At 72.7% G+C, this 26,367-nt stretch carries 26 protein-coding genes; 14 read left to right on the top strand and 12 right to left on the bottom strand.

Annotated features, from left to right (window positions below; all coding sequences use genetic code 11):
- Positions 1–127: 127 nt before the first annotated feature.
- From ACZ7HT_RS17900 to ACZ7HT_RS17910, 3 genes are read right to left on the bottom strand one after another with little or no spacing between them, the layout of a single operon-like run.
- Positions 128–1,261, bottom strand: a complete 1,134-nt coding sequence (locus ACZ7HT_RS17900; protein WP_116159000.1) for an Mrp/NBP35 family ATP-binding protein — start codon at positions 1,259–1,261, stop codon at positions 128–130.
- 44 nt (positions 1,262–1,305) lie between these two features.
- On the bottom strand, positions 1,306–1,857 hold the full coding sequence (locus ACZ7HT_RS17905; RefSeq protein ID WP_471166361.1) for a DUF1003 domain-containing protein: 552 nt from the start codon (positions 1,855–1,857) through the stop codon (positions 1,306–1,308).
- On the bottom strand, positions 1,847–3,121 hold the full coding sequence (locus ACZ7HT_RS17910) for a magnesium transporter MgtE N-terminal domain-containing protein (RefSeq protein ID WP_471166363.1): 1,275 nt from the start codon (positions 3,119–3,121) through the stop codon (positions 1,847–1,849). Before ACZ7HT_RS17910 ends, ACZ7HT_RS17905 begins: the two co-directional genes overlap by 11 nt.
- A 305-nt stretch (positions 3,122–3,426) precedes the next feature.
- Between ACZ7HT_RS17910 and ACZ7HT_RS17915 the strand changes: the two genes are divergently transcribed.
- On the top strand, positions 3,427–4,185 hold the full coding sequence (locus ACZ7HT_RS17915; protein ID WP_471166365.1) for a hypothetical protein: 759 nt from the start codon (positions 3,427–3,429) through the stop codon (positions 4,183–4,185).
- 4 nt (positions 4,186–4,189) lie between these two features.
- Here ACZ7HT_RS17915 and ACZ7HT_RS17920 read toward each other — a convergent pair whose 3' ends face one another.
- Positions 4,190–4,696, bottom strand: coding sequence for a hypothetical protein (locus ACZ7HT_RS17920; protein ID WP_471166367.1), 507 nt, complete (start codon positions 4,694–4,696; stop codon positions 4,190–4,192).
- Positions 4,697–4,719: 23 nt separating this feature from the next.
- Positions 4,720–5,847: a magnesium and cobalt transport protein CorA gene (locus ACZ7HT_RS17925; RefSeq protein WP_471166369.1), complete on the bottom strand. Its 1,128-nt coding sequence runs from the start codon at positions 5,845–5,847 to the stop codon at positions 4,720–4,722.
- Positions 5,848–6,279: 432 nt separating this feature from the next.
- On the opposite strand from ACZ7HT_RS17925, the gene ACZ7HT_RS17930 reads away from it, so the two are divergent.
- The 4 genes from ACZ7HT_RS17930 (at position 6,280) to ACZ7HT_RS17945 (ending at position 9,542) form a co-directional block, all read left to right on the top strand.
- Positions 6,280–6,864: a suppressor of fused domain protein gene (locus ACZ7HT_RS17930; protein WP_471166371.1), complete on the top strand. Its 585-nt coding sequence runs from the start codon at positions 6,280–6,282 to the stop codon at positions 6,862–6,864.
- A gap of 259 nt (positions 6,865–7,123) precedes the next feature.
- On the top strand, positions 7,124–7,768 hold the full coding sequence (locus ACZ7HT_RS17935; protein WP_116158993.1) for a DUF6758 family protein: 645 nt from the start codon (positions 7,124–7,126) through the stop codon (positions 7,766–7,768).
- 88 nt (positions 7,769–7,856) lie between these two features.
- Complete coding sequence (locus ACZ7HT_RS17940; protein ID WP_471166375.1) at positions 7,857–8,717, top strand: PHP domain-containing protein; 861 nt, start codon at positions 7,857–7,859, stop codon at positions 8,715–8,717.
- Positions 8,718–8,936: 219 nt separating this feature from the next.
- Complete coding sequence (locus tag ACZ7HT_RS17945) at positions 8,937–9,542, top strand: MarC family protein (protein WP_359517030.1); 606 nt, start codon at positions 8,937–8,939, stop codon at positions 9,540–9,542.
- 89 nt (positions 9,543–9,631) lie between these two features.
- On the opposite strand, the gene ACZ7HT_RS17950 is transcribed toward ACZ7HT_RS17945, so the two are convergent.
- Positions 9,632–9,784 (bottom strand): hypothetical protein, encoded by a 153-nt coding sequence (locus ACZ7HT_RS17950; protein WP_099054331.1) that lies wholly within the window; start codon positions 9,782–9,784, stop codon positions 9,632–9,634.
- A 183-nt stretch (positions 9,785–9,967) separates the two neighbouring features.
- On the opposite strand from ACZ7HT_RS17950, the gene ACZ7HT_RS17955 reads away from it, so the two are divergent.
- Positions 9,968–10,903: an NYN domain-containing protein gene (locus tag ACZ7HT_RS17955; RefSeq protein WP_471166378.1), complete on the top strand. Its 936-nt coding sequence runs from the start codon at positions 9,968–9,970 to the stop codon at positions 10,901–10,903.
- Here the strand turns inward: ACZ7HT_RS17955 and ACZ7HT_RS17960 are convergent.
- Positions 10,887–11,777 (bottom strand): alpha/beta fold hydrolase, encoded by an 891-nt coding sequence (locus tag ACZ7HT_RS17960; RefSeq protein ID WP_471166381.1) that lies wholly within the window; start codon positions 11,775–11,777, stop codon positions 10,887–10,889. The two genes, ACZ7HT_RS17955 and ACZ7HT_RS17960, sit on opposite strands and share 17 nt — an antisense overlap.
- A gap of 160 nt (positions 11,778–11,937) precedes the next feature.
- Positions 11,938–14,535, bottom strand: a complete 2,598-nt coding sequence (locus ACZ7HT_RS17965) for a DEAD/DEAH box helicase (protein ID WP_471166384.1) — start codon at positions 14,533–14,535, stop codon at positions 11,938–11,940.
- Between the two features lie 485 nt (positions 14,536–15,020).
- Here ACZ7HT_RS17965 and ACZ7HT_RS17970 point away from each other — a divergent pair, with 485 nt between their 5' ends.
- Positions 15,021–15,743 (top strand): ferritin-like fold-containing protein, encoded by a 723-nt coding sequence (locus ACZ7HT_RS17970; RefSeq protein ID WP_471166387.1) that lies wholly within the window; start codon positions 15,021–15,023, stop codon positions 15,741–15,743.
- A 94-nt stretch (positions 15,744–15,837) separates the two neighbouring features.
- On the opposite strand, the gene ACZ7HT_RS17975 is transcribed toward ACZ7HT_RS17970, so the two are convergent.
- The 4 genes from ACZ7HT_RS17975 to ACZ7HT_RS17990 all read right to left on the bottom strand — a co-directional run bounded on the left by ACZ7HT_RS17975 (position 15,838) and on the right by ACZ7HT_RS17990 (position 17,696).
- Positions 15,838–16,107 carry a hypothetical protein gene (locus ACZ7HT_RS17975; protein ID WP_471166389.1) on the bottom strand — a complete coding sequence of 90 codons (270 nt, stop codon included), beginning with the start codon at positions 16,105–16,107 and terminating at the stop codon, positions 15,838–15,840.
- 179 nt (positions 16,108–16,286) lie between these two features.
- Positions 16,287–16,514, bottom strand: a complete 228-nt coding sequence (locus ACZ7HT_RS17980; RefSeq protein WP_030207540.1) for a DUF3107 domain-containing protein — start codon at positions 16,512–16,514, stop codon at positions 16,287–16,289.
- Between the two features lie 142 nt (positions 16,515–16,656).
- Entirely contained in the window at positions 16,657–17,316 is a 660-nt protein-coding gene (locus ACZ7HT_RS17985) for a TetR/AcrR family transcriptional regulator (protein ID WP_471166393.1), read from the bottom strand.
- Between the two features lie 164 nt (positions 17,317–17,480).
- Positions 17,481–17,696, bottom strand: coding sequence for a hypothetical protein (locus ACZ7HT_RS17990; RefSeq protein WP_471166396.1), 216 nt, complete (start codon positions 17,694–17,696; stop codon positions 17,481–17,483).
- Positions 17,697–17,836: 140 nt separating this feature from the next.
- Between ACZ7HT_RS17990 and ACZ7HT_RS17995 the strand changes: the two genes are divergently transcribed.
- The 7 genes from ACZ7HT_RS17995 to ACZ7HT_RS18025 all read left to right on the top strand — a co-directional run bounded on the left by ACZ7HT_RS17995 (position 17,837) and on the right by ACZ7HT_RS18025 (position 26,215).
- Positions 17,837–18,802 carry an alpha/beta fold hydrolase gene (locus tag ACZ7HT_RS17995; protein ID WP_471166398.1) on the top strand — a complete coding sequence of 322 codons (966 nt, stop codon included), beginning with the start codon at positions 17,837–17,839 and terminating at the stop codon, positions 18,800–18,802.
- A 551-nt stretch (positions 18,803–19,353) separates the two neighbouring features.
- Positions 19,354–20,412 (top strand): DUF3152 domain-containing protein, encoded by a 1,059-nt coding sequence (locus tag ACZ7HT_RS18000; RefSeq protein WP_471166401.1) that lies wholly within the window; start codon positions 19,354–19,356, stop codon positions 20,410–20,412.
- A 101-nt stretch (positions 20,413–20,513) separates the two neighbouring features.
- Positions 20,514–20,609, top strand: a complete 96-nt coding sequence (locus ACZ7HT_RS18005) for an Ms4533A family Cys-rich leader peptide (RefSeq protein WP_312883206.1) — start codon at positions 20,514–20,516, stop codon at positions 20,607–20,609.
- A 158-nt stretch (positions 20,610–20,767) separates the two neighbouring features.
- Complete coding sequence (locus ACZ7HT_RS18010) at positions 20,768–22,495, top strand: ABC transporter substrate-binding protein (protein WP_471166403.1); 1,728 nt, start codon at positions 20,768–20,770, stop codon at positions 22,493–22,495.
- The gene (locus tag ACZ7HT_RS18015; protein ID WP_471166406.1) at positions 22,492–23,469 is read left to right on the top strand and encodes an ABC transporter permease; all 978 of its coding nucleotides are present in this window, start codon (positions 22,492–22,494) and stop codon (positions 23,467–23,469) included. The genes ACZ7HT_RS18010 and ACZ7HT_RS18015 overlap by 4 nt, the downstream gene beginning before the upstream one ends.
- Complete coding sequence (locus tag ACZ7HT_RS18020) at positions 23,466–24,455, top strand: ABC transporter permease (protein WP_471166408.1); 990 nt, start codon at positions 23,466–23,468, stop codon at positions 24,453–24,455. The genes ACZ7HT_RS18015 and ACZ7HT_RS18020 overlap by 4 nt, the downstream gene beginning before the upstream one ends.
- The gene (locus ACZ7HT_RS18025) at positions 24,452–26,215 is read left to right on the top strand and encodes a dipeptide ABC transporter ATP-binding protein (protein ID WP_471166410.1); all 1,764 of its coding nucleotides are present in this window, start codon (positions 24,452–24,454) and stop codon (positions 26,213–26,215) included. Before ACZ7HT_RS18020 ends, ACZ7HT_RS18025 begins: the two co-directional genes overlap by 4 nt.
- The last annotated feature ends 152 nt before the right edge of the window (positions 26,216–26,367 follow it).

Below are 26,367 nucleotides of genomic sequence, written 5' to 3' on the forward strand. Positions count from 1 at the left end.
CGGGGGTGGCGGGGGGGGGGGGAGTGCGTACGGGCTGGGGTTTGCGGCGGGGAGGGACCTCGGCGCTTACGGCGCCGAAACACGAGGAAGGGCCCCCCCCTCGGGGGGCCCCCTTCCGCGTGTCTTCTCAGAACTTGTTGCGCGGCGTGATGCCCAGGCTCATGCCCGACAGGCCGCGCTGGCGGCCGCCGAGCTTGCCCGCGATCGCGCGGAGGGCCGCGCCCGCCGGGGAGTCGGGGTCGGAGAGGACGACCGGCTTGCCGTCGTCGCCGCCCTCGCGGAGCCGGACGTCGATCGGGATCGAGCCGAGGACCGGGACCGTCGCGCCCGTGGTCTGCGTCAGGCCGTCCGCGACCTTCTGGCCGCCGCCCGTGCCGAACACGTCGACCATCTCGTCGCAGTGCGGACACGGCAGGCCCGCCATGTTCTCGACGACGCCGACGATCTTCTGGTGGGTCTGCACGGCGATCGAGCCGGCCCGCTCGGCGACCTCGGCCGCCGCCTGCTGCGGGGTGGTGACGACGAGGATCTCCGCGTTCGGCACGAGCTGCGCGACCGAGATCGCGATGTCGCCGGTGCCCGGGGGCAGGTCGAGCAGCAGGACGTCCAGGTCGCCCCAGTACACGTCCGCGAGGAACTGCTGGAGCGCGCGGTGCAGCATCGGGCCGCGCCACACGACGGGCGCGTTGCCCGGGGTGAACATGCCGATGGAGATGACCTTCACGCCGTTCGCCGACGGCGGCATGATCATGTTCTCGACCTGGGTCGGACGGCCGTCCGCGCCCAGCATCCGCGGCACGCTGTGGCCGTAGATGTCGGCGTCGACGACACCGACCTTCAGACCGTCGGCGGCCATCGCCGCGGCCAGGTTCACGGTCACGGACGACTTGCCGACGCCGCCCTTGCCGGAGGCGACCGCGTACACCCGGGTCAGCGAGCCCGGCTTCGCGAAGGGCACCTCGCGCTCGGCGCTCGTGCCGCGCAGCGCCGCCGCCAGCTCCTTGCGCTGCTCGTCGCTCATCACGTCGAGCGAGACGTCGACCGAGGTGACGCCCTCGACCCGGGAGACGGCCTCGGTCACGCGCTGCGTGATGGTCTCGCGCATCGGGCACCCGGAGACCGTCAGGTAGACCGTGACGGCGACCCTGCCGTCCGGTTCGATCTCCACCGACTTGACCATGCCGAGCTCAGTGATCGGCTTGTTGATCTCAGGGTCGTTCACCGTCGCCAGTGCTTCGAGCACCGCGTCTTCCGTAGCCATACCGACGATGGTACGGCGCGGACCATGGACCCATGAAAGGGCTGTCAACGGTCGGGTACGTCACGTCCGTGGTCCTCGCCGGACGGGAATAGATCCCGGCGCTCCTCCAGCTCCTTGAAGAGGTCCTGGAGCTCCGAGCGGATCCAGTCGCGGGTGGCGACCTCGCCGAGGCCCATCCGCAGCGCCGCGATCTCCCGGGTCAGGTACTCGGTGTCGGCGATCGACCGCTCGTTCTGCTTCCGGTCCTGTTCGAGGTTGACCCGGTCCCGGTCGTCCTGCCGGTTCTGCGCGAGCAGGATCAGCGGAGCCGCGTACGAGGCCTGGAGGGACAGGGCGAGCGTCAGGAAGATGAAGGGGTACTCGTCGAACCTCAGCGACGCCGGCGCGAAGACGTTCCAGCCGATCCAGACGACGACCGTCAGGGTCATCCAGACCAGGAACCTGCCCGTGCCCAGGAAGCGGGCGATCCGCTCCGAGAGCCGCCCGAAGGCCTCGGGGTCGTACTCCGGGAGCAGCCGGGTCCGCCGCTCGCGCGGCAGGTCGAGCCGGATGCGGGGCACGGACCGCTCCCGGTCCTGGGTGCGCTCAGCGGCCATGTCCGGACACCCCCTCCTCGTGGAACTCGGTCTCCCGCCAGTCGTCCGGCAGCAGGTGGTCGAGCACGTCGTCGACGGTGACCGCGCCGAGCAGCGAGCCGCTCTCGTCGACGACGGGCGCGGCGACCATGTTGTACGCGGCGAGGTAGCTGGTCACGGCCGGCAGCGGGGTGTCCGGGCCGAGCGGCGGCAGGTCGCTGTCCACGATCGAGCTGACGAGCGTGAACGGCGGGTCGCGAAGGAGCCGCTGGAAGTGCACCGTGCCCAGGTACTTGCCGGTCGGCGTCTCGTCCGGCGGCCGGCACACGTACACCTGCGCGGCGAGCGCCGGCGACAGGTCCTGCTGGCGGACCCGGGCCAGCGCGTCCGCGACGGTGGCGTCCGGGCGCAGCACGATCGGCTCGGTCGTCATCAGGCCGCCCGCCGTGCGCTCCTCGTACGCCAGGAGCCGGCGCACGTCGGCGGCGTCGTCCGGCTGCATCAGGGTGAGGAGCCGCTCCTGGTCCTCCTCGGGCAGTTCGGACAGCAGGTCGGCGGCGTCGTCCGGGTCCATCGCCTCCAGGACGTCGGCGGCGCGCTCCTCCTTGAGCTTGCCGAGGATCTCGACCTGGTCGTCCTCCGGCAGCTCTTCGAGGACGTCGGCGAGCCGGTCGTCGTCGAGGGCGGCGGCGACCTCGGCGCGCCGCTTGGGGGAGAGGTGGTGCAGGGCGTTGGCGAGGTCGGCGGGGCGCAGCTTCTCGAAGGTGGCGAGGAGGCTCTCCGCGCCCTGCCCGTGCTCCTCAAGGGAGAAGCCGGTGACGGCGGACCATTCGACGGTCAGCGTCTCGCCCTTGCGGCTGAGGACGCCGCCCTTGCCCTTGCGGACGAAGACCTTGTCGATCTCCCAGTCGCGGCGGGCGGGCAGCTGCTGGATGGCGACGTCGAGGACGGTGACCTCCTCGCCGGACTCCACGAGGGTCACGCGCCGGTCGAGGAGCTCGCCGAGGACGAGCCGCTCGGTGGGGCGCCGTTCGAAGCGCCGCATGTTGACGACGCCGGTGGTGATGACCTGGCCGGAGGCGACGCCGGTGATCCGGGTCATGGGGACGAAGACGCGGCGGCGGCTCAGCACCTCCACGACCATGCCGAGCAGCCGGGGCGGCCGGCGGCCGACGCGGAGCATGGCCACGAGGTCGCTGACGCGGCCGACCTGGTCGCCGACGGGGTCGAAGACGGGGACTCCGGCGAGATGGGAGACGAAGATCCGGGGGGCGCCTGCCGCCATGCCACGCGCCTCCTCGGTGCCGCACGATTCGAGTCGTCGATGCGAGTTCCCGCAGAGCTTTGCCGGGGATTGCAGAGCTTTGCCGGGTTCAGGCTAGCCGGTGCCGTTCCGCCCTGCCCCGGCAGTGCCTCCGTACGGCTGCCTGCGGGGCCCTTCACCTGTCCCGGGTACGCTGCGGTCTGCCGTTCCCCCCCATCGGCCCCCGGCACCGGACCCGGCCCTTCCGCCCGGCCGGAGCGGGGCCGCCCCCGGCATTCCCGTACGGGCCGCGCCCGTCGCCCCCCATGACACGAGAGGCAGCGCAGATGACCGTTCGCACCCCGTCATCGCGTATCCGCAGGGCCGTCACGCCCCTGGCGCTCTGCGCCGGACTGACGGTGGGACTCACCGCCTGCGCCGCGGACCCGGACGAGGGGACGAACGGGGTGGGGAGACTCTCCGCGCCCGAGATCGAGAGCAAGGCGCAGACCGCGGCGGACGCGGCGAAGGCGGTGCGGCTCTCCGGCACCCTGGTCAGCAAGGGCGGCACGTTCAAGCTGAACATGCGCCTCAAGCAGGACGGCGCCACCGGATCGGTGACGACGAAGAACAGCACCTTCGAGCTGCTGCGGGTCGGCGACGCGCTCTACCTGAAGGCCGACGCGGGGTTCTGGGACCACGACGACAAGGCCACCCACGGGGCCGCGGAGGCGGGTTCCGAGGCCGGCGACACGCTCGGCGACAAGTACGTGAAGGTCCCGCAGGGCGACCCCTCGTACAAGCAGCTGCGCGGCTTCACCGAGATGGGGCCGCTCCTCGACGGGCTCATCGGCCTGCACGGCGAGAAGGTCAAGGGCGACCGGGACCAGATCGGCGGGGTCCGCACGGTCAAGGTCAAGGGCGGGGTCGACGGCATGGGCGGCACGCTCGACGTGTCCCTGGACGGCGTGCCGTACCCCGTGCAGTTCGCGCGGGGCGGCGGAGCGGGCGTCGTGGTGCTGTCCGAGTGGAACAAGGACTTCCCGCTGGCCGCCCCGTCGAAGGAGGAGACCCTCGACTACGGCAAGCAACTGCCCCGCACCTGACGCCTCAGCGCCGCTTCTTCCGGAACAGCAGCTTCGGCAGACCCGCCGGGATCGGCCGGCGGGTGTTCGCCGCCGTCGGCAGCGGGACGGCGGCCAGGGAGCCGTCCGGGAGCTCCGTGGTCGAGGAGCGGGGGTCGAGCCGCACCACGCGGCACTCGCGCGCCCAGCGCTCCGGCACGGCCTCGCCGTCGGGGGCGTTGAGCCGCTTGCCCTTCAGCTCGGCGACCGCCGCGTCCCACTCCTCCGTGCCGGGGGAGAGCTCACGGACGTCGGCGGTCCAGGCGACGAGCCGGCCGCCCTTGTCCTTGCTGCGGACGGTCACCTCGGCCGTGCCGCCGTCCATCAGGCCCGGCAGCGGCTGCTCGCCGGGGCCGTCGCCGACGAGGTGCGCGGCGCCGTCGTGCCAGACGTGCCAGAGCGCGCGGGCGGGGCCGGTGCCCCGTACCCAGATGAGGCCGGACTTCTTGGTGGCCTCCTCGACGAGGGCGCCGGTGAGCAGCGTGTCGGTCATGGCCGAAGCCTATCGGGCGGGTTCTACAGCCAGCCGTTGCGCTTGAGGGTGCGGTGGATGGTGAAGCAGATGACGGCGATGGCGCCGAGCACCATCGGGTAGCCGTACTTCCACTCCAGCTCCGGCATGTACGTGAAGTTCATGCCGTACACGCCGCAGACCGCCGTGGGGACGGCGACGATCGCCGCCCACGAGGTGATCTTGCGCATGTCCTCGTTCTGCGCGACGGTCGCCTGCGCCAGGTTGGCCTGGAGGATCGAGTTGAGGAGCTCGTCGAAGCCGACGACCTGCTCCTGGACGCGGGCGAGGTGGTCGGCGACGTCCCGGAAGTACTTCTGGATGTCGGGGTCGACGAGCCGCATCGGCCGCTCGGAGAGCAGCTGCATCGGGCGCAGCAGCGGCGTGACGGCCCGCTTGAACTCCAGTACCTCGCGCTTGAGCTGGTAGATCCGGCCGGTGTCGGCGCCGCGCGTGGAGCCCTTGGCGGCGGGCGAGAAGACGTCGATCTCCAGCTGGTCGATGTCCAGCTCGACGGCGTCGGCGACCGCGATGTAGCCGTCGACGACGTGGTCGGCGATGGCGTGCAGGACCGAGGAGGGGCCCTTGGCGAGGAGCTCCGGCTCGCCCTGGAGGCGGTGGCGGAGGTTGCGCAGCGAGCCCTGGCCGCCGTGCCGGACGGTGATGACGAAGTCGGGGCCGGTGAAGACCATGACCTCGCCGGTCTCGACGACCTCGCTGGTCGCGGTGAGTTCGGCGTGCTCGACGTAGTGGATGGTCTTGAAGACGGTGAAGAGGGTGTCGTCGTACCGCTCCAGCTTGGGTCGCTGGTGGGCGTGGACGGCGTCCTCGACGGCGAGCGGGTGCAGCCCGAACTCGGCGGCGATACCGGCGAATTCGGCCTCGGTCGGCTCGTGGAGGCCGATCCACGCGAAGCCGCCGCTCTCCCGCACCTGGCGCATCGCGCCGCGCGGCGTCAGGCAGGCCCGGTCGTCGACCCGGCGCCCGTCGCGGTAGACGGCGCAGTCGACCACGGCGCTGGAGGCCGAGTGGTCGCGGGTGGGGTCGTACGAGGTGTACGTGGTGGGGGTCTTGCGGAGGGTGTGCCGCAGGCTCGGGCGGACGGCGGCGGTGAGGTCACGGATCATCGACACGGCTGTGCTCCTTCACGGATCAGCCGTCGGGGCGCGAGCGTGGCACAGCCCGGAATGAGGACGGAGAGGTACGTCGTCCACAAAGCGGGCGGCACCGGAGGGGCGCGGTGACGGCGGTCGCTACAGACAGGGAAAGGCGAGAGTTGCTCTTCCGTCGTGCGAGATGCCGGAGGGGCGGGTCCTTGCCGGACCCGGACGTCACTCGGACGTCACCGGAAAGAGCGCACCGGGCTGGGGTGCGGAGCGGCGGAAGAGCGGCTGGTACTGCCCGATCGACTTCGATCCATCGCAGTCCCACCTCCTCCGGCCGGTCCCCTGTCGGGGATGACGTGTGACGAGCAGTCGGGAATCCCGACCAGTGGCCAACACTATCAGCCGACAGAGGGTCAATCCCTTACTTTGCCCGTTCCATACGCGATCTATGCTCCCCGCATGGGAGAAGTTCTTGCACTCGTCGAGGCCCGGCTGCGTACGGCACTCGGCGAACCTGACGCGCGGGCCGCGGTGACCTTCCTCGGCACGGACCGGATCGAGGTGCTGCGCTTCGTCGACGGCGACCTCGTGCGGTACGCGACCCTCGGGATGTCCGCGCAGCCGATGGCCGATCCGACCTCCGCGCTCGCCGACCCGGTGAAGGGCCCGCGCGCGGAGCTCGTGCTGACCGTGCGGGGCGGGCTCGCGGACACCGACAAGGCGCTGCGCCCGCTCGCGGTCCTCGCCTCCGCCCCGCAGGTCGAGGGCGTCGTCGTGGCCCCGGGCGCCTCGCTCGACGTCGGCGACCCGCTCTGGCCCGGCGCCCCCTTCAGCTCGGTGCTCGTCGCCGAGTCGGGCGGTCTGGTGGAGGACCTGGAGCTCGACGAGCCGATGGACCCGGTGCGGTTCCTGCCGCTGCTCCCGATGACCTCGAACGAGGCCGCGTGGAAGCGGGTGCACGGGGCGAAGGCCCTGGAGGAGCGCTGGCTGGCCAAGGGGACGGACCTGCGCGACCCCCTGCGCAGGTCGGTGGACCTGGACTGAACGCGTGCGCGAGTCGGCGGGCCTGGGCTGAACGCGTGGGCTGCTCCGTGGACCTGGACCGCACGCGTGGGGCTGCTCCGTGGGCCTGGACCGCACGCGTGGGCTGCTCCGTGGGCCTGGGCTGAACGCGTGGGCTGCTCCGTGGACCTGGACTGAACGCGTGGGCGGTGGATGCCCTGGGTGAACGGGCCGGGCCGGACGGGTGATCGTTCGCGGCCGTCCTTGACGCGGGGCGGAAGAGCTAGGACCGTTGAGACCTATGAGGGGCGAACCCAGTTGTCCGAAGTGCGGTGGCCGGGTCAGGGCGCCCGGTCTCTTCGCCGACTCCTGGCAGTGTGATGTGCACGGCTCGGTGCACCCGCTCCAGCCCGTGATCCCGCCCAGCGTCGAGGGTCTCGGGGTCGTGGTGAACAGGTCCCACGTCCCGGTGTGGATGCCGTGGCCCCTCCCCGTCGGCTGGCTCTTCACCGGAGTCGCGTACGCCGGGGACGACCGCAGCGGCGGACGCGCGACGGCCGTCGCCTGCTCGGGGCCCGGCCCGCTCGGCGGGATCGGCGAGCTGCTCCTGGTCGCCGAGGAGCTGGGCGTCGGACTCGGCGCGCGGTACGCCGGCATCGACGGCCTCGATCCCGGCTCCGGCATGGCCATCGACAAGCCGCCCCAGGTGAAGATGCTCGCCGCCGGGCGGCCCACCCCGCTCTGGCACGTCACCGGCGCCCCGCAGGACCGCGCGGTCTTCGCGGGCGAGGCGCGCGGCCTGTGGCTGTGGGCGATCGTCTGGCCCGAGCAGTCCGGTCTCCTCATGTACGACGAGCTGGTCCTGACGGACCTGCGGGACGCCGGGGCCGAGGTCGACCTGCTGCCCTGCGGCGCGCTCACCCCGAGGCTGCTCGGCCAGGGGTGAACTCCGTGACGTTCCGTACGGGCGTGTTCGATTCGCCCGTTATGCTGGAGCGTCCCTCGTCCGTGCCGAGCCCCTGGAGTACCGCGTCGTGCGCATCGATCTGCACACCCACTCCACGGCCTCCGACGGCACCGACTCCCCGGCCGACCTCGTCCGGAACGCCGCCGCGGCCGGTCTCGACGTCGTCGCGCTCACGGACCACGACACCACCCGCGGCCACGCCGAGGCGCTCGCGGTCCTGCCCGAGGGCCTGACCCTCGTCACCGGCGCCGAGCTGTCCTGCCGGATGGACGGCATCGGGCTGCACATGCTCGCGTACCTCTTCGACCCCGAGGAGCCCGCGCTCCTCGCCGAGCGCGAACTCGTCCGCGACGACCGGGTGCCGCGCGCCCGCGGCATGGTCGGCAAGCTCCAGGAGCTCGGCGTCCCCGTCACCTGGGAGCAGGTCGCCCGGATCGCCGGCGACGGCTCCGTGGGCCGCCCGCACGTCGCCGAGGCGCTCGTCGAGCTCGGCGTCGTCCCGGACGTGTCCGGCGCGTTCACGCCCGAGTGGCTCGCCGACGGCGGCCGGGCGTACGTCGAGAAGCACGAGCTGGACCCGGTCGACGCGATCCGCCTCGTCAAGGCGGCCGGCGGGGTCACCGTCTTCGCGCACCCGCTCGCCGTCAAGCGCGGCCAGGTGCTGCCGGAGGCCTCGATCGCCCGGCTCGCCGAGGCCGGACTCGACGGCATCGAGGTCGACCACATGGACCACGACGAGGCGACGCGGGCCCGGCTGCGCGGACTCGCGAAGGAGCTCGGCCTGCTCACCACGGGCTCCAGCGACTACCACGGCAGCCGCAAGACCTGCCGCCTCGGCGAGTACACCACCGACCCCGAGATCTACGGCGAGATCACCCGCCGCGCCTCGGGCGCCTTCCCGGTCCCGGGCGCCGGCGGAACGCTCTAGCCCCGTAAGGGCCCCTTCCCGCCGCTCCCTCGTGACGGCGGCCGGTCACCGTGCCCGCCGCCGCCCGCAGCGGCGCGCGCCCCTCCGCACTCCGTCTCACGCCGCCCGTACGGCTCCGTGCCGTGCCCCGGTGGCGCCTCCATGCCCTGACGCCGGAATCCCGGATTCCGACCCGTAGGGGTACACCCCACCGTTCCACCTCCCGCAAGGCACCCCACCGTGTTCGACGTCGCCGTCTTCGGCTCGCTGTTCCTCACTCTCTTCGTCATCATGGATCCCCCCGGGATCACCCCGATCTTCCTCGCCCTCACCTCCGGCCGCCCGGCCAAGGTGCAGCGCCGGATGGCCTGGCAGGCCGTCTGCGTCGCCTTCGGCGTCATCACCGTCTTCGGCCTCCTGGGCCAGCAGATCCTGGACTACCTGCACGTCTCCGTCCCCGCGCTGATGATCGCGGGCGGTCTCCTGCTGCTGCTCATCGCGCTCGACCTGCTCACCGGCAAGAACGACGAGCCCAAGCAGACCAAGGACGTCAACGTCGCCCTCGTACCCCTCGGCATGCCCCTGCTCGCCGGGCCCGGCGCGATCGTCTCGGTCATCCTCGCCGTGCAGAACGCCGACAGCGTCGCCTCGCAGGTCTCCGTGTGGACCGCCATCGCCGCCATGCACGTCGTGCTCTGGCTGACCATGCGGTACTCGCTGCTGATCATCCGCGTCATCAAGGACGGCGGCGTCGTCCTGGTGACCCGGCTCGCCGGCATGATGCTCTCCGCCATCGCGGTGCAGCAGATCATCAACGGCGTCACCCAGGTGATCCAGAACGCCTGAGGCCCCTCAGAACCCACTGCGCCCCCGTACGGATTCCGCTGCTGCGAAGTCCGTGCGGGGGCGCGGTGCGTGGTGTGGAACCCGGCCTGTTACGAGGCCGAGGTCTCGGCGGGGCGGATCCAGATGCGCTGGCCGATCGCTGCGGCCTGCTGCACGATCCGATTGACGGAGGCGGCGTCCACGACGGTCGAGTCGACAGGCGTGCCGTCGATGTCGTCGAGTCGCAGGATTTCGAAGCGCATGGGCTTCTCCCTTCGTCTGAGTTGATCCTCCTGGGCGGAGAACTGCGTTACACAGGTGTCCAACGTCTTGCATCCTGCAAACATTCCTTACGCTAAGGAAAATTTTCGGATGACTAACTACCGACGGGTAGACGGTGGGCGGGTGTGGCGGCCGGGCCCGGCGCGGCGGACAATGAGCCCCGTATGAACACAGCAGACACCACCCGGCCCACCGCGACCGACACCGAAGCACGCCTGGACGCGCTGGACGCCCGCCTGGAGCGCACCAATGAGCTCCTGCAGCGGATGCTGGCAGAGGTGGCCAAGACCCCCTCGACCCATGCCATCTTCGTCGACGCCGGTTACGTCCATGCTGCGGCCGGATTGCTGGTGGCGGGCACCGAGGACCGACGCTCCTTCGACCTCGACGCCGAAGGTCTGATCGAGGCCTTCATCGACAAGGCCCGCACGATCTTCGCCGACAGCAGACTCCTCCGCGTCTACTGGTACGACGGAGCCCGCCGCCGCATCCACACCCCCGAGCAGCAGGCCATCGCCGAACTCCCCGACGTCAAGGTCCGCCTCGGCAACCTCAACGCCAACAACCAGCAGAAGGGCGTCGACTCCCTCATCCGCACCGACCTGGAGTCCCTCGCCCGCCACCGCGCCATCAGCGACGCCGCCCTCGTCGGCGGCGACGAGGACCTCGTCTCCGCCGTCGAGGCCGCCCAGGGCTACGGGGCCCGCGTCCACCTCTGGGGCATCGAGGCCGCCGAAGGACGCAACCAGGCCGAGGCGCTGCTCTGGGAGGTCGACAGCCAGCGCACCTTCGAGCTGGACTTCTGCCGCCCGTACGTCACGCGCCGCCCCGTCACCACGTACGAGAACGAGGGCGAGCCGCCGCCCTCCCGCGAGGCCGTGCGCTTCGTCGGCGCCCAGATCGCCGCGACCTGGCTCGCCGAGCGCGGCCGGGACCGGCTCGCCGAACTCCTGCCCGGCGCGCCCTACCTGCCGGGACCGGTCGACCAGGACCTCCTCGTCGACGCCGAGCGCCTCCTCAGCCGCTCCCTGCGCGGCCACGCCTCGCTCCGGCGCGCCCTGCGCGACGGCTTCTGGCAGCACCTCAAGGCGCAGTACTGACCGCCCTGGCCGGGCTGCTCGTCTTCTCCCAGAAGCCGGTGAGGCGGTCCGCCAGCTCCTGGGGGTGCGACACGTTCGGCGAGTGGCCCGCGCCCGCCACGACCGTGTGGTGCGCGCCGGTACGGGCGGCCGCCGCGCGGAGGTCCGCCGGCGCCCACACCATCTCGTCCGCCCCGTACGCGAAGTGCAGCGGCATCCGGAGCGCGGCCAGCCCCTCCGTACCGTCCTGACGGTCCAGTAGGAGCCGTCCCGCGCCCGCGAGTTGGGCGATCCGGGTGCGCATCCAGCGGCGCCGCAGGAAGCCCGCGAGCTCCGGCGCGTCGTCCGTGTCCGGCTCCTCGCCCCGGCTGTCCAGCCAGCACATCGCCTGCCACACCCGCTCCTTCGGCAGCACCGCGAGCGCGGCCCGCAGCACCCGCACCCGGATCCGCTGCGGCCGGGCCACCCGGCCGGGTCCCGAGGACAGCAGCGTCAGCGAACGGAACGCGCCCGGCGCCAGGGCGGCCGCCGCGCGCGCCACCAGGCCCCCGAACGAGTGGCCCACCAGATGCACGGGCCCGTCCCCGAGCGCCGCCGCCTGCGCCACCGCGTCGAGCGCGAGCGCCCTGCGACGGTAGGCGGCGCGGCCCCGGGGCCCCGGCGACTCGTTCTGCCCGCGCCCGTCCACGGCCACGGCCCGGTACCCGGCCTCGCTCAGCGGCCCGAGCAGCCCGAGGAAGTCCTCCTTGCTGCCGGTGTACCCGGGCAGCAGCAGCACCGTGCCCCGCCGCGCCCCCGCCGCCGCGGTGTCGAGCACGGCGAACGGACCACGCACGGTCTCAACCCGCCGGGCACGGGTACGGGGCGGGAGGACGAGGGAACGGGGCTTGCTCATATCTGGACTGTAACGGCGCGGGGGTCCGCACGGGGCGGCGAGGGGTGGGGGCGGCGCGTGGTGGCCTTCGGTCTGGGAAGCGGTCCCGTGCGGGGGCGGTACGGCCGAGCGGCCCGCCCCTGGTCGGGGCGGGCCGCTCGGCTTCGGAGGCGGGGGCGGGTCAGCTCTCGGGCTGGGCCGCCGCCTTCTTCGTCGTGCGGCGGCGCGGAGCCGCCTTCTTCGGGGCCTCCTCGGCCGCCGGCGCCTCGACCTCGGCCGCAGCGGCCTTCTTGGTCGTACGACGGCGGGCCGGAGCCTTCGGCTCGGTCTTCGGCGCGGACGCCTCGGGAGCCTCGGCCGCGACCGCCTTCTTGGCCGTGCGGCGGCGCGGAGCCGCCTTCTTCGGGGCCTCCTCGGCGGCCGGTGCCTCGACGGCCTCGACGACCGGCTCGGCGACCGGCTCGGCCGCGACGGCCTTCTTGGCCGTGCGGCGGCGCGGGGCGGCCTTCTTCGGGGCCTCCTCCACGACGGGCTCGGCGACCGGCGCGGCGACCGGCGCGGCGATGACGATGACCTCGCCGGTGGACTCGGCCGTCGCCGGGGACCCGGCGGGGCGGCGGGCCGCACGGCGGCGGCGCGGCGCGGGCTCCTCCACGACCGGGGTCTCGACGACCGGCTCGGCGGCCGGGGCCTCGGCCACCGGCGCCTCGGCGGTCACCGGCGAACCGGCGGGACGGCGGGCGGTGCGGCGACGGCGCGGCGCGGGGACCTCGGCGACCGGGGTCTCGACGACGGGCTCGGCCACCGGGGCGGCGACGGCCTCGACGACCTGAGCCACGGCGACGGGCGCCTCGACGGCCGGAGCCGCGACGGCCTTCTTGGCCGTACGGCGGCGGGGAGCGGCCTTCGGCTCCTCGACGACCACCGGGGCGGCCTCGACGACCGGCGCCTCTACGGACCGCGCGGCCATCAGCGCGACCGCGGCGGACTCGGGCGTCTGGAACGACACGGTCTCCTCGGCCTGGCGCACCACCCGGGCACGGCGGCGGCGCGGGGCCGGAGCCGGCGCCGGAGCCGCGGCGGTCCGCTCGACCGGAGCGGCGACCGGAGCGACGGCAGGAACCGCGACCGGCTCCGCGGCCGCCGGGCGGGCGGCACGGGTCCGGCGACGGGGGGCCTTCGGCTCCTCAGCCTTGGGCTCCTCAGCCTTCGGCTGCTCGACGACCGTGGCCTCGACGACCGTGGCCGTGGCGACGGGGGCCGTGAAGACGGGCGCCTCGACCGGGGCCTTGGCGGCCCGCGTCTCGGCGACCGGCGCCTCGACCGGCGCCTCGGCGGCCTGCGCCTCAGCGGCCTGCGCCTCGACGACCTGCGCCGTGACGCGGGTGCGACGACGGCGGCGCGGGGTGCGCGTGCCCGGCTCGGCGGGGGTCTCGTCCGACGGGGTCTCGACGGCCGGGGCCGCCGACACCGGGGCGTCACCGAGGTCGCCGCCGCGGGTGCGGCGACGCTGGCGCGGGGTCCGCGTGCGGGCCGGGAGCTCCTCGGTCTTCTCGGCGGCCTTCGGGCCGCGGCCACGGCGGCCGCCGGGCTCGCCCAGGTCCTCCAGCTCCTCCGCGCCCAGACCCGCGCGGGTCCGCTCGGCGCGGGGCAGGATGCCCTTGGTGCCCGCCGGGATGTCCAGCTCCTCGAAGAGGTGCGGGGAGCTGGAGTACGTCTCGACCGGGTCGTGGAAGTCCAGGCCGAGCGCCTTGTTGATGAGCTGCCAGCGCGGGATGTCGTCCCAGTCGACCAGCGTCACGGCCGTGCCCTTGGCACCCGCGCGGCCGGTGCGGCCGACGCGGTGGAGGAAGGTCTTCTCGTCCTCCGGGGACTGGTAGTTGATGACGTGGGTGACGCCCTCGACGTCGATGCCGCGCGCGGCGACGTCGGTGCAGACGAGCACGTCCACCTTGCCGTTGCGGAAGGCGCGCAGCGCCTGCTCGCGGGCGCCCTGGCCGAGGTCGCCGTGGACGGCGCCGGAGGCGAAGCCGCGCCGCTCCAGCTGCTCGGCGATGTCGGCCGCCGTGCGCTTGGTGCGGCAGAAGATCATCGCGAGCCCGCGGCCGTTGGCCTGCAGGATGCGGGAGACCATCTCCGGCTTGTCCATGTTGTGCGCGCGGTAGACGTGCTGCTTGATGTTGGCGACGGTCACGCCCTCGCCGTCGGGCGAGGTGGCGCGGATGTGCGTCGGCTGCGACATGTAGCGGCGGGCGAGACCGATGACGGCGCCCGGCATGGTGGCCGAGAACAGCATGGTCTGGCGCTTCGCCGGAAGCATGTTCATGATCTTCTCGACGTCGGGCAGGAAGCCCAGGTCGAGCATCTCGTCGGCCTCGTCGAGGACGAGGACCTTCACGTGCGAGAGGTCGAGCTTGCGCTGGCCGGCCAGGTCGAGCAGACGGCCGGGGGTGCCGACGACGACGTCGACGCCCTTCTGCAGCGCCTCGACCTGCGGCTCGTACGCCCGGCCGCCGTAGATGGCGAGCACGCGGACGTTGCGCACCTTGCCGGCGGTCAGCAGGTCGTTGGTGACCTGCTGGCACAGCTCGCGGGTGGGGACGACGACGAGCGCCTGCGGGGCGTCGGTCAGCTGCTCGGGCTTGGCCCGGCCGGCCTCGACGTCCGTCGGGACGGTGACGCGCTCCAGGATGGGGAGGCCGAAACCGAGGGTCTTGCCCGTGCCGGTCTTCGCCTGGCCGATGACGTCGGTGCCGGTGAGGGCGACCGGAAGGGTCATCTCCTGGATGGGGAAGGGGGTGACGATGCCGACGGCCTCCAGGGCCTCGGCCGTCTCAGGGAGGATTCCGAGTTCTCGGAAAGTCGTAGTCAGGGTGCTGCCTCTTCTGTGAGACGCGGCGCGAGGCGAACGAAGGGGGTCGTACCGTGCCTGGATCTTCCGGGGGATCGGGGGAGATCACCGCCGGGTGGCACGGGACCACTGCCGTCGCTCGAGCGTCGTACCGCTGAGGGTGACCCTTCCGCGGGTCCGCTGGAAGGGCTGTCGGGCCGGAGCCGATCGGGCCACCGACCGGGCATCCTCATTCATGAGTCGGCCTACCGGGTACGTCCGAACGTGCGAAAGCATGTCCGCATACTCAGCAGGCGCCTTACCACTGTACCCCGGATTCGCGCATGTGTGTTGGGAGAAATCGTGATGAGGGCACGGTCACAGTGACTGACCAGGGCCTTCCCGGGCCTCGCGAGCGGGCTATTGTGCGCTGCATGGAGACGCCTGACAACGCCACACCCACCGGGATCGCCGCCAAGGACTGGGCGGCGGCTTCCGCCGAGCCGCAGTACCGCGCCGCCGTGATCGACCTTCTCGGCGCCCTCGCCTACGGAGAGCTCGCGGCCTTCGAGCGGCTCGCCGAGGACGCCAAGCTGGCGCCGACCCTCGCGGACAAGGCGGAGCTGGCGAAGATGGCCGCGGCCGAGTTCCAGCACTTCGAGCGGCTGCGGGACCGCCTCGCGGCCGTCGACGCCGAGCCGACGGCGGCCATGGAGCCCTTCGCGAAGGCGCTCGACGACTTCCACCGCCTGACCGCGCCGTCGGACTGGCTGGAGGGCCTGGTCAAGGCGTACGTGGGCGACTCGATCGCCAGCGACTTCTACCGGGAGGTCGCGGCCCGCCTCGACTCCGACACGCGCGGGCTCGTCCTCGCGGTGCTCGACGACACCGGCCACGGCAACTTCGCGGTGGAGAAGGTCCGCGCGGCGATCGACGCCGACCCGCGTGTCGGCGGCCGGCTCGCGCTCTGGGCGCGCCGCCTGATGGGCGAGGCGCTCTCGCAGGCCCAGCGCGTGGTCGCCGAGCGCGACGCGCTCTCGACGATGCTCGTCGGCGGCGTGGCGGACGGCTTCGACCTCGCGGAGGTCGGCCGGATGTTCTCCCGCATCACCGAGGCCCACACCAAGCGCATGGCGGCCCTGGGCCTCGCGGCCTGAGGCCGCTACGGCCGCAGGTCTGACGCGTCCCGGCCGGTCGGCCCGGGCCCCGGCTCCCGGCGCCCGCGCCCGCGGCCCGAGGCGCTCCCGCCGGTCAGACCGCGGCTGATCGGCGCAGTCTGCGGGAGGCCGGGCGGAGCAGGAGCGAGAGCAGCACCGCCGCCACGGCCACCGCGCCGATCAGGGTGGCGAGGAAGTGGCCGGGGCCGAGCGCCCCGTGCGTCACGAGCGCGCCGAAGACACCGCCGAGCGTCCCCGTCAGGAGCACGATCGCCCGGACGGGGAGGCGGTCGGGCAGCCGGAGCACGGCGGCCCAGGCCATTGCGAAACCGAGCAGGGCGGAGCCGAGGGCTTCCAGGAACACGTCGGATCACCTCGCGTGGGGTGCTGCGGGGCGGGCGTTGCGGTCATGGGCGTCCTACCCCCGGCATCCGGAACGCAATCCTTCCGTACGCCCTGACGTGGGAGTATCAGAAGTACGGACAGACGAAAGGCCCGGCGGACCGAAGCGGTCCACCGGGCCTTTCCCGTCAGATCCGGGGCTCAGAGCGCGCCGAAACCCACGCGGCGCACGGCGGGCTCGCCGAGCTCCACGTACGCGATCTTCTCGGCCGGAATGAGGATCTTGCGACCCTTCTCGTCCGAGAGGCTGAGCAGCTGCGCCTTGCCGGCCAGCGCGTCGGCCACCGCGCGCTCGACCTCCTCGGCGGACTGCCCGCTCTCCAGAACGATCTCCCGGGGTGCGTGCTGCACGCCGATCTTGACCTCCACGGCTATGTCCCTCCGAACGGTCAGCGTTGCGCGAATACCCGCGCCGTACGCAGCACACATTAGCCCGGTGAGGGGACCCGTACGGGTCAGCCGCAGCACGCCAGGAGCGAACAGGCTCCGGGAATGCTCCCGGCCCGGGCGGTCAGTGGCCCTCGGCGCTCAGCTGGCCGTCCACCGGGTGCAGCGGGAAGCCGGCGATGCCGCGCCAGGCGAGCGAGGTGAGCAGGCCGACCGCCTTGTCGCGGGGGATGCCGGACTCGCTGGACAGCCAGTACCGGGCCACGACCTGGGAGACGCCGCCGAGACCGACGGCGAGCAGCATCGACTCGTCCTTCGACAGGCCGGTGTCCTCGGCGATCACGTCGGAGATGGCCTCGGCGCACTGCAGGCTGACCCGGTCCACGCGCTCGCGTACGGCGGGCTCGTTGGTCAGGTCGGACTCGAAGACGAGACGGAACGCGCCGCCCTCGTCCTCCACGTACGCGAAGTACGCGTCCATCGTCGCCGCGACCCGGAGCTTGTTGTCCGTGGTGGAGGCCAGCGCCCCGCGCACGGCCTGCAGGAGGGCCTCGCAGTGCTGGTCGAGCAGGGCGAGGTAAAGCTCCAGCTTCCCGGGGAAGTGCTGGTACAGCACCGGCTTGCTGACACCGGCCCGCTCGGCGATGTCGTCCATGGCGGCGGAGTGGTACCCCTGGGCGACGAAGACCTCCTGTGCCGCGCCGAGCAGCTGGTTCCGTCGGGCACGTCGCGGCAGGCGCGTGCCCCGAGGGCGTGCTGCCTCTGTCTGCTCGATGGCGCTCACGCGGCCTCCCAAAAATCGATCCATGCGCTCTGTCGCGCCGCGCCGCCATCGTACTTTTGGGTAACCCGGCTGTGCGCGGTGCGAACGCAGAATTTCACGGACCGGACGCGTTGGTCGACAGTCGATTCAAGATTAAACCGAACAAATCTGCGGGAGTCGCCTGCTCAGCGGTAGTCGTCCTCGTCGAGAGCGACGACACGCGCCTGTTCGGACGCGTCCGCCTCGTTCGCCGAGTCGTGCTCCAGATGCGTCGGTTGCTCGTCCTCGCGCTGCTGCAGTTCGGTGTGCTGCTCGGCGGCGTCCGCCTCCGGGATCTCCTGGTCCAGCACGTCGACCTCTTCCTCGGTGAATGTGTCCGGCTCGCTGGGATCGACAGTCATGAGGTTCCTTCCGGGGGTGCGGGTCGCGGTGCTCCCGATGGCCCTCTCTTCGAGCCTAGGAGCGAACGCGCCCCGCCGCACACGCACCTGTGACCCCACCCACACACGTCGGCGCGTGATCGTCTCGTAATATTGCGGCCATGTCCTCGACCGAGCTGCCGGAAACCCGGACCGCCGCCGCCTCACCCGCGTCGCCGATCCGCACCGTACGGGTCGCCGACGGCGAGGAGCTCCGCTCCGTCGCGCTGCCCGGACTCACCCTCACCGTGCGCGCCCGGCCGGGGAACCGGCCCGGACTGCCGCCCGCCCTGTACGTCCACGGCCTCGGCGGCTCCTCGCAGAACTGGTCCGACCTCATGCCGCTGCTCGCGGACCACGTCGACGGCGAGGCGGTCGACCTGCCCGGCTTCGGCGACTCCCCGCCGCCCGACGACGGCAACTACTCGGTCACCGGGCACGCCCGTGCCGTCATCCGGCTCCTGGACGCCGCCGGACGCGGACCGGTCCACCTGCTCGGCAACTCGATGGGCGGCGCCGTCGCCACCCGCGTCGCCGCCGTCCGGCCCGACCTGGTCCGCACCCTCACCCTGATCTCCCCGGCCCTGCCCGAGCTGCGCGCCCAGCGCACCGCCTGGCCCACCGCGCTCATCGCGGTGCCCGGCGTCGCCTCGTTCTTCGCGAAGCTCACCAAGGACTGGACGGCCGAGCAGCGGGTCAAGGGCGTCCTCTCGCTCTGTTACGGGGACCCCGGCCGGGTCACCGAGGAGGGCTTCCGGCACGCCGTGGAGGAGTTGGAGCGGCGCCTGGAGCTCCCGTACTTCTGGGACGCGATGGCCCGCACCTCGCGCGGCATCGTCGACGCGTACACCCTCGGCGGGCAGCACGGACTGTGGCGTCAGGCCGAACGGGTCCTCGCCCCGACGCTGCTCGTCTACGGTGGGCGCGACCGGCTCGTCTCGTACCGGATGGCCCGCAAGGCGGCCGCCGCCTTCCGCGGCTCGCGTCTGCTGACCCTCCCCGAGGCGGGGCACGTGGCGATGATGGAGTACCCCGAGACGGTCGCCCAGGCCGTCCGGGACCTGATCGCCGATCACGGCGGGAGCTGATCCGGGGCGTGGGACGACATAGTCGCAAGGGCTCCGCGCCCTCGGTGACCGACACCGGGCCGCAGCCGCAGGTGGGGGCGGCCCCGACGGGCCCTGCGCCCGGCACGGGCCGCCGACGCAGGACGCCGGGCGGCCCGGGCCAGGACGCCACGACGCAGGGCTACGGCACACAGGGCTACGGCACGCCGTCCCACGGCACGCCGATGTACGGGACTCCGGCACAGGGGACGCCCCAGTACGGCCTCGGGCAGCACGGGGCGCCGGCACAGGGAACCCCGCGCCAGGGCACGCCGCGATTCGGCGCCCCCGCGCAGGGAACTCCCCAGTACGGGGCCCCGGCGCAGGGCACACGGCGACCTGGCGCCCCCGGGCAGGGGACTCCCCCGTACGGCGGCCGGGCTCAAGGGGCCCCGCGGCCCGGCGCTCCCGTGCCGCACGGCACGCCCGCCCATGGCATCCCCCCGTACGGAGCCCCCGCTCAGGGCGCTCCCGTTCGGGGTGCCGGTGGGTACGGGGGGCCTCGGCATGCCACGCCCGCGCACGGAACCCCCGTGTTCGGCGGTGAGGCGCCCGCGCACGCCGCGCCCGGGACGCCCGCGCACGGTGTGCCCGTCTACGGGGCGCCCGTACGGGGCGGTCACCCGCAGCACGACGAGACCCCCGCGCGTCCCGGGGCCTACGCGCCCCGCCGAACCGCCGCGCCCGGACTCGCCGAGACGGAGTCCGCGGTCGAGGCGCCGTTCATCCCCGCGCCGCGCCGAGAGGAGGACGCCGCCGAAGCGGAGACCCCGGAGGGCCGGGGCACCCTCGGCCGCACGCTCACCGGAGTCGCGGCCGCCGCCGTCGCCACCGTCCTCGCCGTCGTCGTCACCGGACAGGTCGCCGACCGGGACGAGACCCCGCCCGCCCACGCCGCCGGCCAGCCGAGCGAGCGGCCCGCGGACGACTCCGCCTCCCGCTCCGACGACCGGGCCGTCCCGGCGAAGCCGGCGCCCGCCGCCACCCCGCCCACGTACGAGCAGCTGATGACCCACCAGTTCCCGATCGACCCGAAGCTGAAGGGCTCCGGGGAGTTCGAGGCCGTGCCGGGCCTGCAGAAGGCGCCCGGCAAGGGGAAGCTGATCCGCTACCGGGTCGACGTCGAGAAGGGGCTCGGTCTCGATCCGAAGCTCTTCGCCGACGCCGTGCAGAAGACCCTCAACGACAAACGCAGCTGGGCCGGCAAGGGCCAGATGACCTTCGAGCGCATTTCCAGCGGCGAGCCGGAGTTCGTGATCACCCTCGCCAGTCCTGGAACCACCGGCGCGTGGTGCGCGAAGTCCGGTCTCGACACGACCGTCGACAACGTCTCCTGCGACTCCGCCTCCACCCAGCGCGTAATGATCAACGCCTTCCGATGGGCGCAGGGCTCGGTGACCTTCGGTCCGAAGGCGATGTACGCCTATCGCCAGATGCTCATCAACCACGAGGTCGGACACCGGCTCGGGCACGGCCACGTGAGCTGCCGCACCCCGGGCGCGCTCGCCCCCGTGATGCAGCAGCAGACCAAGTCCCTGGACATCGACGGAATCAAGTGCCGCCCCAACCCCTGGGTGTATCCGACGAGTTGACGGTCCGTCCGGACAGCCGGTGTCCGCATCCCGAGACGCGTGTCTCGGGATGGCGTGGATGCGCGTTGACATCGTTCACGCGTTCGTCCATATTTCTCGGCATGTCGCACCGTCACGCCGTTTCCGATAGCGCCGCCCTTGAGCTGGCGCTCTTCGGCGTGACCGGACACACGGTCGCCGACATTCTCTGTAGCTGACGCAGCCCGAGCGCTCGTCGGCTTTCCGTTTTCTCGCCGCGCCCGGGTTCTTCATTCCCGCAGGCGCCGTTCCTCCCTTTCGGGCCGTTTTCCCGTGCCTGTGGAATCCCCTTTCTCTTTCCCGCAGTTCGCATTCCACCCCGAGAGGTCTCCTTCCGATGCGTCATTCGTCCGTCATCTCGCGCCGCGTGGCAGCGGCCGCCGTCAGTGTCGTCCTGGCCTCGGGCGCCGCCGCCTGCGGCCCCGAGGACGCCGGCGCCGAGGGCGGTACCTCCGCCAAGGCCGCAGGCGCCCCGCAGAAGGGCGGCACGCTGACCGTCCTCAACAACGAGGCCCAGACCGACTTCGACCCCGCCCGCCTCTACACCTCGGGCGGCGGCAACGTCCCCTCCCTCGTCTTCCGTACGCTCACCACCCGCAACCGCGAGGCGGGCGCCGCCGGCACCCAGGTCGTCCCCGACCTCGCCACCGACACCGGCCGCCCCAACGAGGACGCCACCGAGTGGACGTACACGCTGAAGGAGGGCCTGAAGTACGAGGACGGCACGGCCATCACCAGCGCCGACATCAAGTACGGCATCGAGCGCTCCTTCGCGGCCGAACTCTCCGGCGGCGCCCCCTACCTGCGCGACTGGCTCGTCGGCGGCGACACGTACCAGGGCCCGTACAAGGACGACAAGGGTCTCGCGTCCATCGTCACCCCCGACGCCCGGACCATCGTCTTCAAGCTGAAGAAGCCAGAGGGCGAGTTCCCCTTCGTCGCCACCCAGACCCAGTTCGCCCCCGTCCCCAAGGCCAAGGACACCGGCGCGAAGTACGAGGAGCACCCCGTCTCGTCCGGCCCGTACAAGGTCGTGAAGAACGACAACGACGGCGAGCACCTCGTCCTGGAGCGGAACGAGCACTGGGGCCCGAAGACCGACCAGGAGCGCAAGGCCTACCCCGACCGGATCGACGTCAAGTCCGGGCTCGACGAGGCCGTCATCAACCAGCGCCTCGCCACCTCCTCCGGCGCCGACTCCGCCGCCGTCACCACCGACACCAACCTCGGCCCCGCCGAACTGGCCCAGGTCGGCTCCGACAAGGCCCTCGCCGCGCGCGTCGGCACCGGCCACTTCGGCTTCACCAACTACATCGCCTTCAACCCGAAGGTGAAGCCCTTCGACAACCCGAAGGTCCGCCAGGCGATCTCGTACGCCGTCAACCGCACCAGCGTCGTCAACGCCGCCGGCGGCTCCGCGCTCGCCGAGCCCGCCACCACCTTCCTGCCCGAGCAGAAGGCCTTCGGCTTCACGCCGTACGACCACTTCCCGGCCGGGAAGACCGGCGACCCGGCCAAGGCCAGGCAGCTGCTCAAGGAGGCCGGCTACCCCAACGGCCTGACCGTCACCCTGCTGCACTCCACCGCCCAGAACCGCACCACCAGCCCCGAGATCGCCACCGCCGTCCAGGAGGCCCTCGGCAAGGCCGGCATCACCGTCAAGCTCGACGGGCAGGAGCCCAACTCCTTCAACGAGAAGCGCTGGAGCGTCAAGGACGCCCCCGGCTTCTTCCTCTCCCGCTGGGGCGCCGACTGGCCGGCCGGCGGCCCGTTCCTCGCGCCGATCTTCGACGGCCGCCAGATCGTCGCCAACGGCTCCAACTACAACCACGCGCAGCTGAACGACCCGGCGGTCAACAAGGAGATCGACGAGATCAACAAGCTGACCGACCTCAAGGCCGCCGCCGCCCGCTGGGGCGCCCTCGACAAGAAGATCGGCGAGCAGGCCCTGGACGTGCCGCTCTTCCACCCCGTCTACAAGCGGCTCGTCGGCAAGGACATCAAGAACGTCGTCATCAGCGACTGGACCGGCGTCCTCGACATCTCGCAGGTCGCGGTCAAGTGACCGCGCTGACCGACGCGCCGGCGCCCGTGGCGGGCCTTCCCGCCACGGGCGCCGCCCGGCAGGTGTGGCGACGGCTCCGCACCCGCCCCGCCGCCCTCGTCTCCGCCGCCGTCCTCCTCCTGCTCGTCCTCCTCGCCCTCGCCGCGCCGCTCTTCGCCGCCCTCGCGGGCCAGGACCCGCACACGTACCACGACGACCTCGTCGACTCGGCCCGCGGCGGCGTCCCGTACGGCTCCTTCGGCGGGGCGAGCGCCGAGCACTGGCTCGGCGTCGAACCCGGCACCGGCCGCGACCTGTTCGTCCGTCTGTTCTACGGCGCCCGCGTCTCGCTGCTCGTCGCCCTCGGCGCCACCGTCGTCCAGGTCCTCGCCGGACTCCTGATCGGCCTCGCCGCCGGACTCGGCAACCGCTGGGTCGACGCCACCCTCGGCCGGATCACCGACGTCTTCCTCGCCCTGCCGTTCCTCGTCCTCGCCATCGCGCTCACCGCCGTCGTCCCCCGCGACTTCCCGCGCCCGCTGCTGCTCATCCTGGTCATCGGGCTGCTCGGCTGGGCCGGCACCTCCCGGATCGTGCGCGCCCAGACCCTCACCCTCAAGAGCCTCGACTTCGTCGCCGCCTCCCGGCTCGCCGGCTCGGGCCGGTGGCGGACCGCCCGGCGCGAACTGGTGCCCTCGCTCGCCGCGCCCGTCATCACGTACGCCGCGATCCTCGTCCCCGGCAACATCGTGACCGAGGCCTCGCTCTCCTTCCTCGGCGTGGGAGTCACCCCGCCCACCCCCTCGTGGGGGCAGATGCTCTCCACCGCGCAGACCTGGTTCCGGGCCGACCCCGCGTACGTACTGCTCCCGGCCGGACTGCTCTTCACGACCGTGCTCGCCTTCACCGTCCTCGGCGACGCCGTCCGCACCGCCCTCGACCCGCGCGAGGCCGGCCGGCTCGGCGTGGGCACGCGCAAGGAGACCTCCCGATGACCCGCTACGTCCTCAAGCGGCTCGCGGGCGCCGCACTCGTCCTCCTCGCCCTCTCCGTCCTGGTCTACGCGCTGTTCTACGTCCTGCCAGGCGACCCCGCCCGGCTCGCCTGCGGGGAACGCTGCAACCCGCAGCAGATCGCCCAGGTGCGGGACCAACTCGGCCTGAACCAGAGTGTGTTCGCCCAGTACCTGCACTTCCTCCAGGGCGTCTTCGCCGGCCGCGACTACTCCGGCGGCACCGGCGTCCTGCACTGCGACGCGCCCTGCCTCGGCCTCTCGTACCAGAACGACCAGCAGGTCACCGAGCTCATCCTGGAGCGGCTGCCCGCCACCGCCTCGCTCGCCCTCGGCGCCATGGTCATCTGGCTCGTCATCGGCGTCGGCACCGGGCTGCTCTCCGCGCTCCGGCGCGGCGGACTCACCGAGCGGACCCTCACCGTGCTCACCCTCGCCGGCACCGGCACGCCCGTCTTCATCCTCGGCCTGCTGCTGCTCATGGCCGTCTGCGCCTACCTCCAGTGGCTGCCCTTCCCGACGTACGTGCCGCTCGGCGAGGACCCCGAGCAGTGGGCCTGGAACATGCTGCTGCCCTGGCTCGCCCTCGGCTTCTTCGAGTCCGCCAAATACGCCCGCCTGACGCGGAGTTCGACGCTGGAGACGCTCGCCGAGGACCACATCCGCACCTTCCGCGCGTACGGGGTGGGGGAGCGGTCCGTCGTCACCCGCCACGCCCTGCGCGGCGCCGTCCCGCCGGTCATCGCGCTCAGCGCCATCGACCTCGGCACCATGTTCGGCGGGGCCGTGCTGACCGAGTCGCTCTTCGGCATCCCCGGACTCGGCAAGACCCTCATCGACGGCGTCCGCCACGTCGACCTGCCGGTCGTCGTCGGCATCGTGCTCCTCACCGGGGTCGCCGTCGTCCTCGCGAACGTCGTCGCCGACCTCCTCTACGCCCTCGCCGACCGAAGGGTCGCCCTGACATGACGCTCCCCATCACCCCGCTCGTGGAAGTCGACCGGCTCTCCGTCGAGTTCGACGGCGGCGCCCGAGCCGTCGACGGGCTCTCCTTCACCCTGGAGGCCGGCCGCGCGCTCGCCCTCGTCGGCGAGTCCGGCAGCGGCAAGTCCACCGTCGCCGGCGCCCTCCTCGGCCTCCACCGCGGCACCGGCGCGAAGGTCGGCGGCACCGTCCGGGTCGGCGGCATCGACGTCGGCACCGCCGGCCCCGCGGAGCTGCGCAGGCTGCGCGGCGGAGTGGCGGCGATGGTCTTCCAGGACCCGCTGTCCGCGCTGGATCCGTACTACTCGGTGGGGGAGCAGATCGCGGAGGTATATCGGATCCATCGTCCTGGATCCGGGATCCAGCAGTCTGGATCCGGGATTCAGGAGTTTGGATCCACGATCCAGCAGCCAGGATCCGAGATCCCGCAGCCTGGATCCAGGATCCAGCAGTTTGGATCCACGATCCATCGTCCTGGATCCAGAAAGGCCGCCCGGGCCCGCGCCATCGAGGTCCTCGACCGGGTCGGCATCCCCGATGCCGCCCGCCGCTCCCGATCCCGCCCGCACGAGTTCAGCGGTGGCATGCGGCAGCGCGCACTGCTCGCCATGGCCCTCGCCTGCGAGCCGCAGCTGATCGTGGCCGACGAACCCACCACCGCACTCGACGTCACCGTGCAGGCCCAGATCCTCGACCTGCTGCACGAGCTGCGGCGCGAGACCGGTACCGCGCTGCTCCTCGTCACCCACGACGTGGGCGTGGCCGCCGAGAGCGTCGACGAGGTGCTCGTCATGCGCCACGGGCGCGAGGTCGAGCGGGGCCCCGCCGCCGGGGTGCTCGGCGCGCCCTCGGCGCCGTACACGCGCGCGCTGCTCTCCGCCGTGCCCCGGCTCGACGGGCCGACCCGGACGACCCCCGAGGAGCAGGGGGAGACGCTGCTCGACGCGGTCGACCTGCGGCGGGAGTTCGGGCGGGGCAAGGCCGCCGTGACCGCCGTCGACGGGGTCTCCCTCACCGTCCGCGCCGGCGAGACCCTCGGCGTCGTCGGCGAGTCCGGCAGCGGCAAGACCACCCTCGGCCGGATGCTCGTCCGCCTCCTCGACCCGACCGGCGGCGAACTCCGCTACCGGGGCGAGGAGATCGGCGGGCTGCCCGACAAGCGGCTGCGCCCGTACCGACGCGAGCTCCAGATGGTCTTCCAGGACCCGGTCTCCTCCCTCAACCCCCGCCGCTCCGTCGGCGAGTCGATCGCCGACCCGCTGCGCGTGGCGGGGGAGCGGGACGAGACCCGGATCCGGGGCCGGGTGCGGGAGCTGCTCGACCGGGTGGGACTCGACCCCGACCGGTACGGGGCCTATCCGCACGAGTTCAGCGGCGGCCAGCGCCAGCGCGTCGGCATCGCCCGCGCGCTCGCCGCCGAGCCCCGTCTGATCGTCTGCGACGAACCCGTCTCCGCGCTCGACGTCACGACCCAGGCCCAGGTCACCGCCCTGCTCGCCGAGCTCCAGGCCGAACTCGGCCTCGGGCTCGTCTTCATCGCCCATGACCTCGCCGTCGTCCGGCAGGTCAGCGACCGGGTCGCCGTCATGCGCGCGGGCCGGATCGTCGAGCAGGGCACGGTCGCGGAGGTGTACGGAGCACCTCAGGATCCGTACACCCGGCAGCTGCTCGCCGCCGTCCCCTCCCTCGACCCGGTCCTCGCGGCCGAGCGCAGGGAACGCCGCCAGGAGCTGGCCGCTGCCTGACCCTCCGTGATCGTTCAGCCGCGTACCGCGACAGAACGCGACCGGGGTGGGAAAGTTACGTGCATTCACCCCTTCCGGTGGTGGGGGGGGGGGGGGGGGGGGGGGGGGGGAGGAGGGGGAGGCGTGAGGCTGCCCTCTCGTTGTTCCAGCTG

This window comes from Streptomyces sp. NPDC037410 (genome assembly GCF_055602235.1).

Excerpts from the sequence above, each read along its gene's own strand:
- ACZ7HT_RS17900 (WP_116159000.1), bottom strand. The coding sequence starts at position 1,261 with ATGGCTACGGAAGACGCGGTGCTCGAAGCACTGGCGACGGTGAACGAC.
- ACZ7HT_RS17905 (WP_471166361.1), bottom strand. The coding sequence starts at position 1,857 with ATGGCCGCTGAGCGCACCCAGGACCGGGAGCGGTCCGTGCCCCGCATC.
- ACZ7HT_RS17910 (WP_471166363.1), bottom strand. The coding sequence starts at position 3,121 with ATGGCGGCAGGCGCCCCCCGGATCTTCGTCTCCCATCTCGCCGGAGTC.
- ACZ7HT_RS17915 (WP_471166365.1), top strand. The coding sequence starts at position 3,427 with ATGACCGTTCGCACCCCGTCATCGCGTATCCGCAGGGCCGTCACGCCC.
- ACZ7HT_RS17920 (WP_471166367.1), bottom strand. The coding sequence starts at position 4,696 with ATGACCGACACGCTGCTCACCGGCGCCCTCGTCGAGGAGGCCACCAAG.
- ACZ7HT_RS17930 (WP_471166371.1), top strand. The coding sequence starts at position 6,280 with ATGGGAGAAGTTCTTGCACTCGTCGAGGCCCGGCTGCGTACGGCACTC.
- ACZ7HT_RS17935 (WP_116158993.1), top strand. The coding sequence starts at position 7,124 with ATGAGGGGCGAACCCAGTTGTCCGAAGTGCGGTGGCCGGGTCAGGGCG.
- ACZ7HT_RS17950 (WP_099054331.1), bottom strand. The coding sequence starts at position 9,784 with ATGCGCTTCGAAATCCTGCGACTCGACGACATCGACGGCACGCCTGTC.
- ACZ7HT_RS17955 (WP_471166378.1), top strand. The coding sequence starts at position 9,968 with ATGAACACAGCAGACACCACCCGGCCCACCGCGACCGACACCGAAGCA.
- ACZ7HT_RS17960 (WP_471166381.1), bottom strand. The coding sequence starts at position 11,777 with ATGAGCAAGCCCCGTTCCCTCGTCCTCCCGCCCCGTACCCGTGCCCGG.
- ACZ7HT_RS17965 (WP_471166384.1), bottom strand. The coding sequence starts at position 14,535 with ATGACCCTTCCGGTCGCCCTCACCGGCACCGACGTCATCGGCCAGGCG.
- ACZ7HT_RS17970 (WP_471166387.1), top strand. The coding sequence starts at position 15,021 with ATGGAGACGCCTGACAACGCCACACCCACCGGGATCGCCGCCAAGGAC.
- ACZ7HT_RS17990 (WP_471166396.1), bottom strand. The coding sequence starts at position 17,696 with ATGACTGTCGATCCCAGCGAGCCGGACACATTCACCGAGGAAGAGGTC.
- ACZ7HT_RS17995 (WP_471166398.1), top strand. The coding sequence starts at position 17,837 with ATGTCCTCGACCGAGCTGCCGGAAACCCGGACCGCCGCCGCCTCACCC.
- ACZ7HT_RS18005 (WP_312883206.1), top strand. The coding sequence starts at position 20,514 with ATGTCGCACCGTCACGCCGTTTCCGATAGCGCCGCCCTTGAGCTGGCG.
- ACZ7HT_RS18010 (WP_471166403.1), top strand. The coding sequence starts at position 20,768 with ATGCGTCATTCGTCCGTCATCTCGCGCCGCGTGGCAGCGGCCGCCGTC.
- ACZ7HT_RS18020 (WP_471166408.1), top strand. The coding sequence starts at position 23,466 with ATGACCCGCTACGTCCTCAAGCGGCTCGCGGGCGCCGCACTCGTCCTC.
- ACZ7HT_RS18025 (WP_471166410.1), top strand. The coding sequence starts at position 24,452 with ATGACGCTCCCCATCACCCCGCTCGTGGAAGTCGACCGGCTCTCCGTC.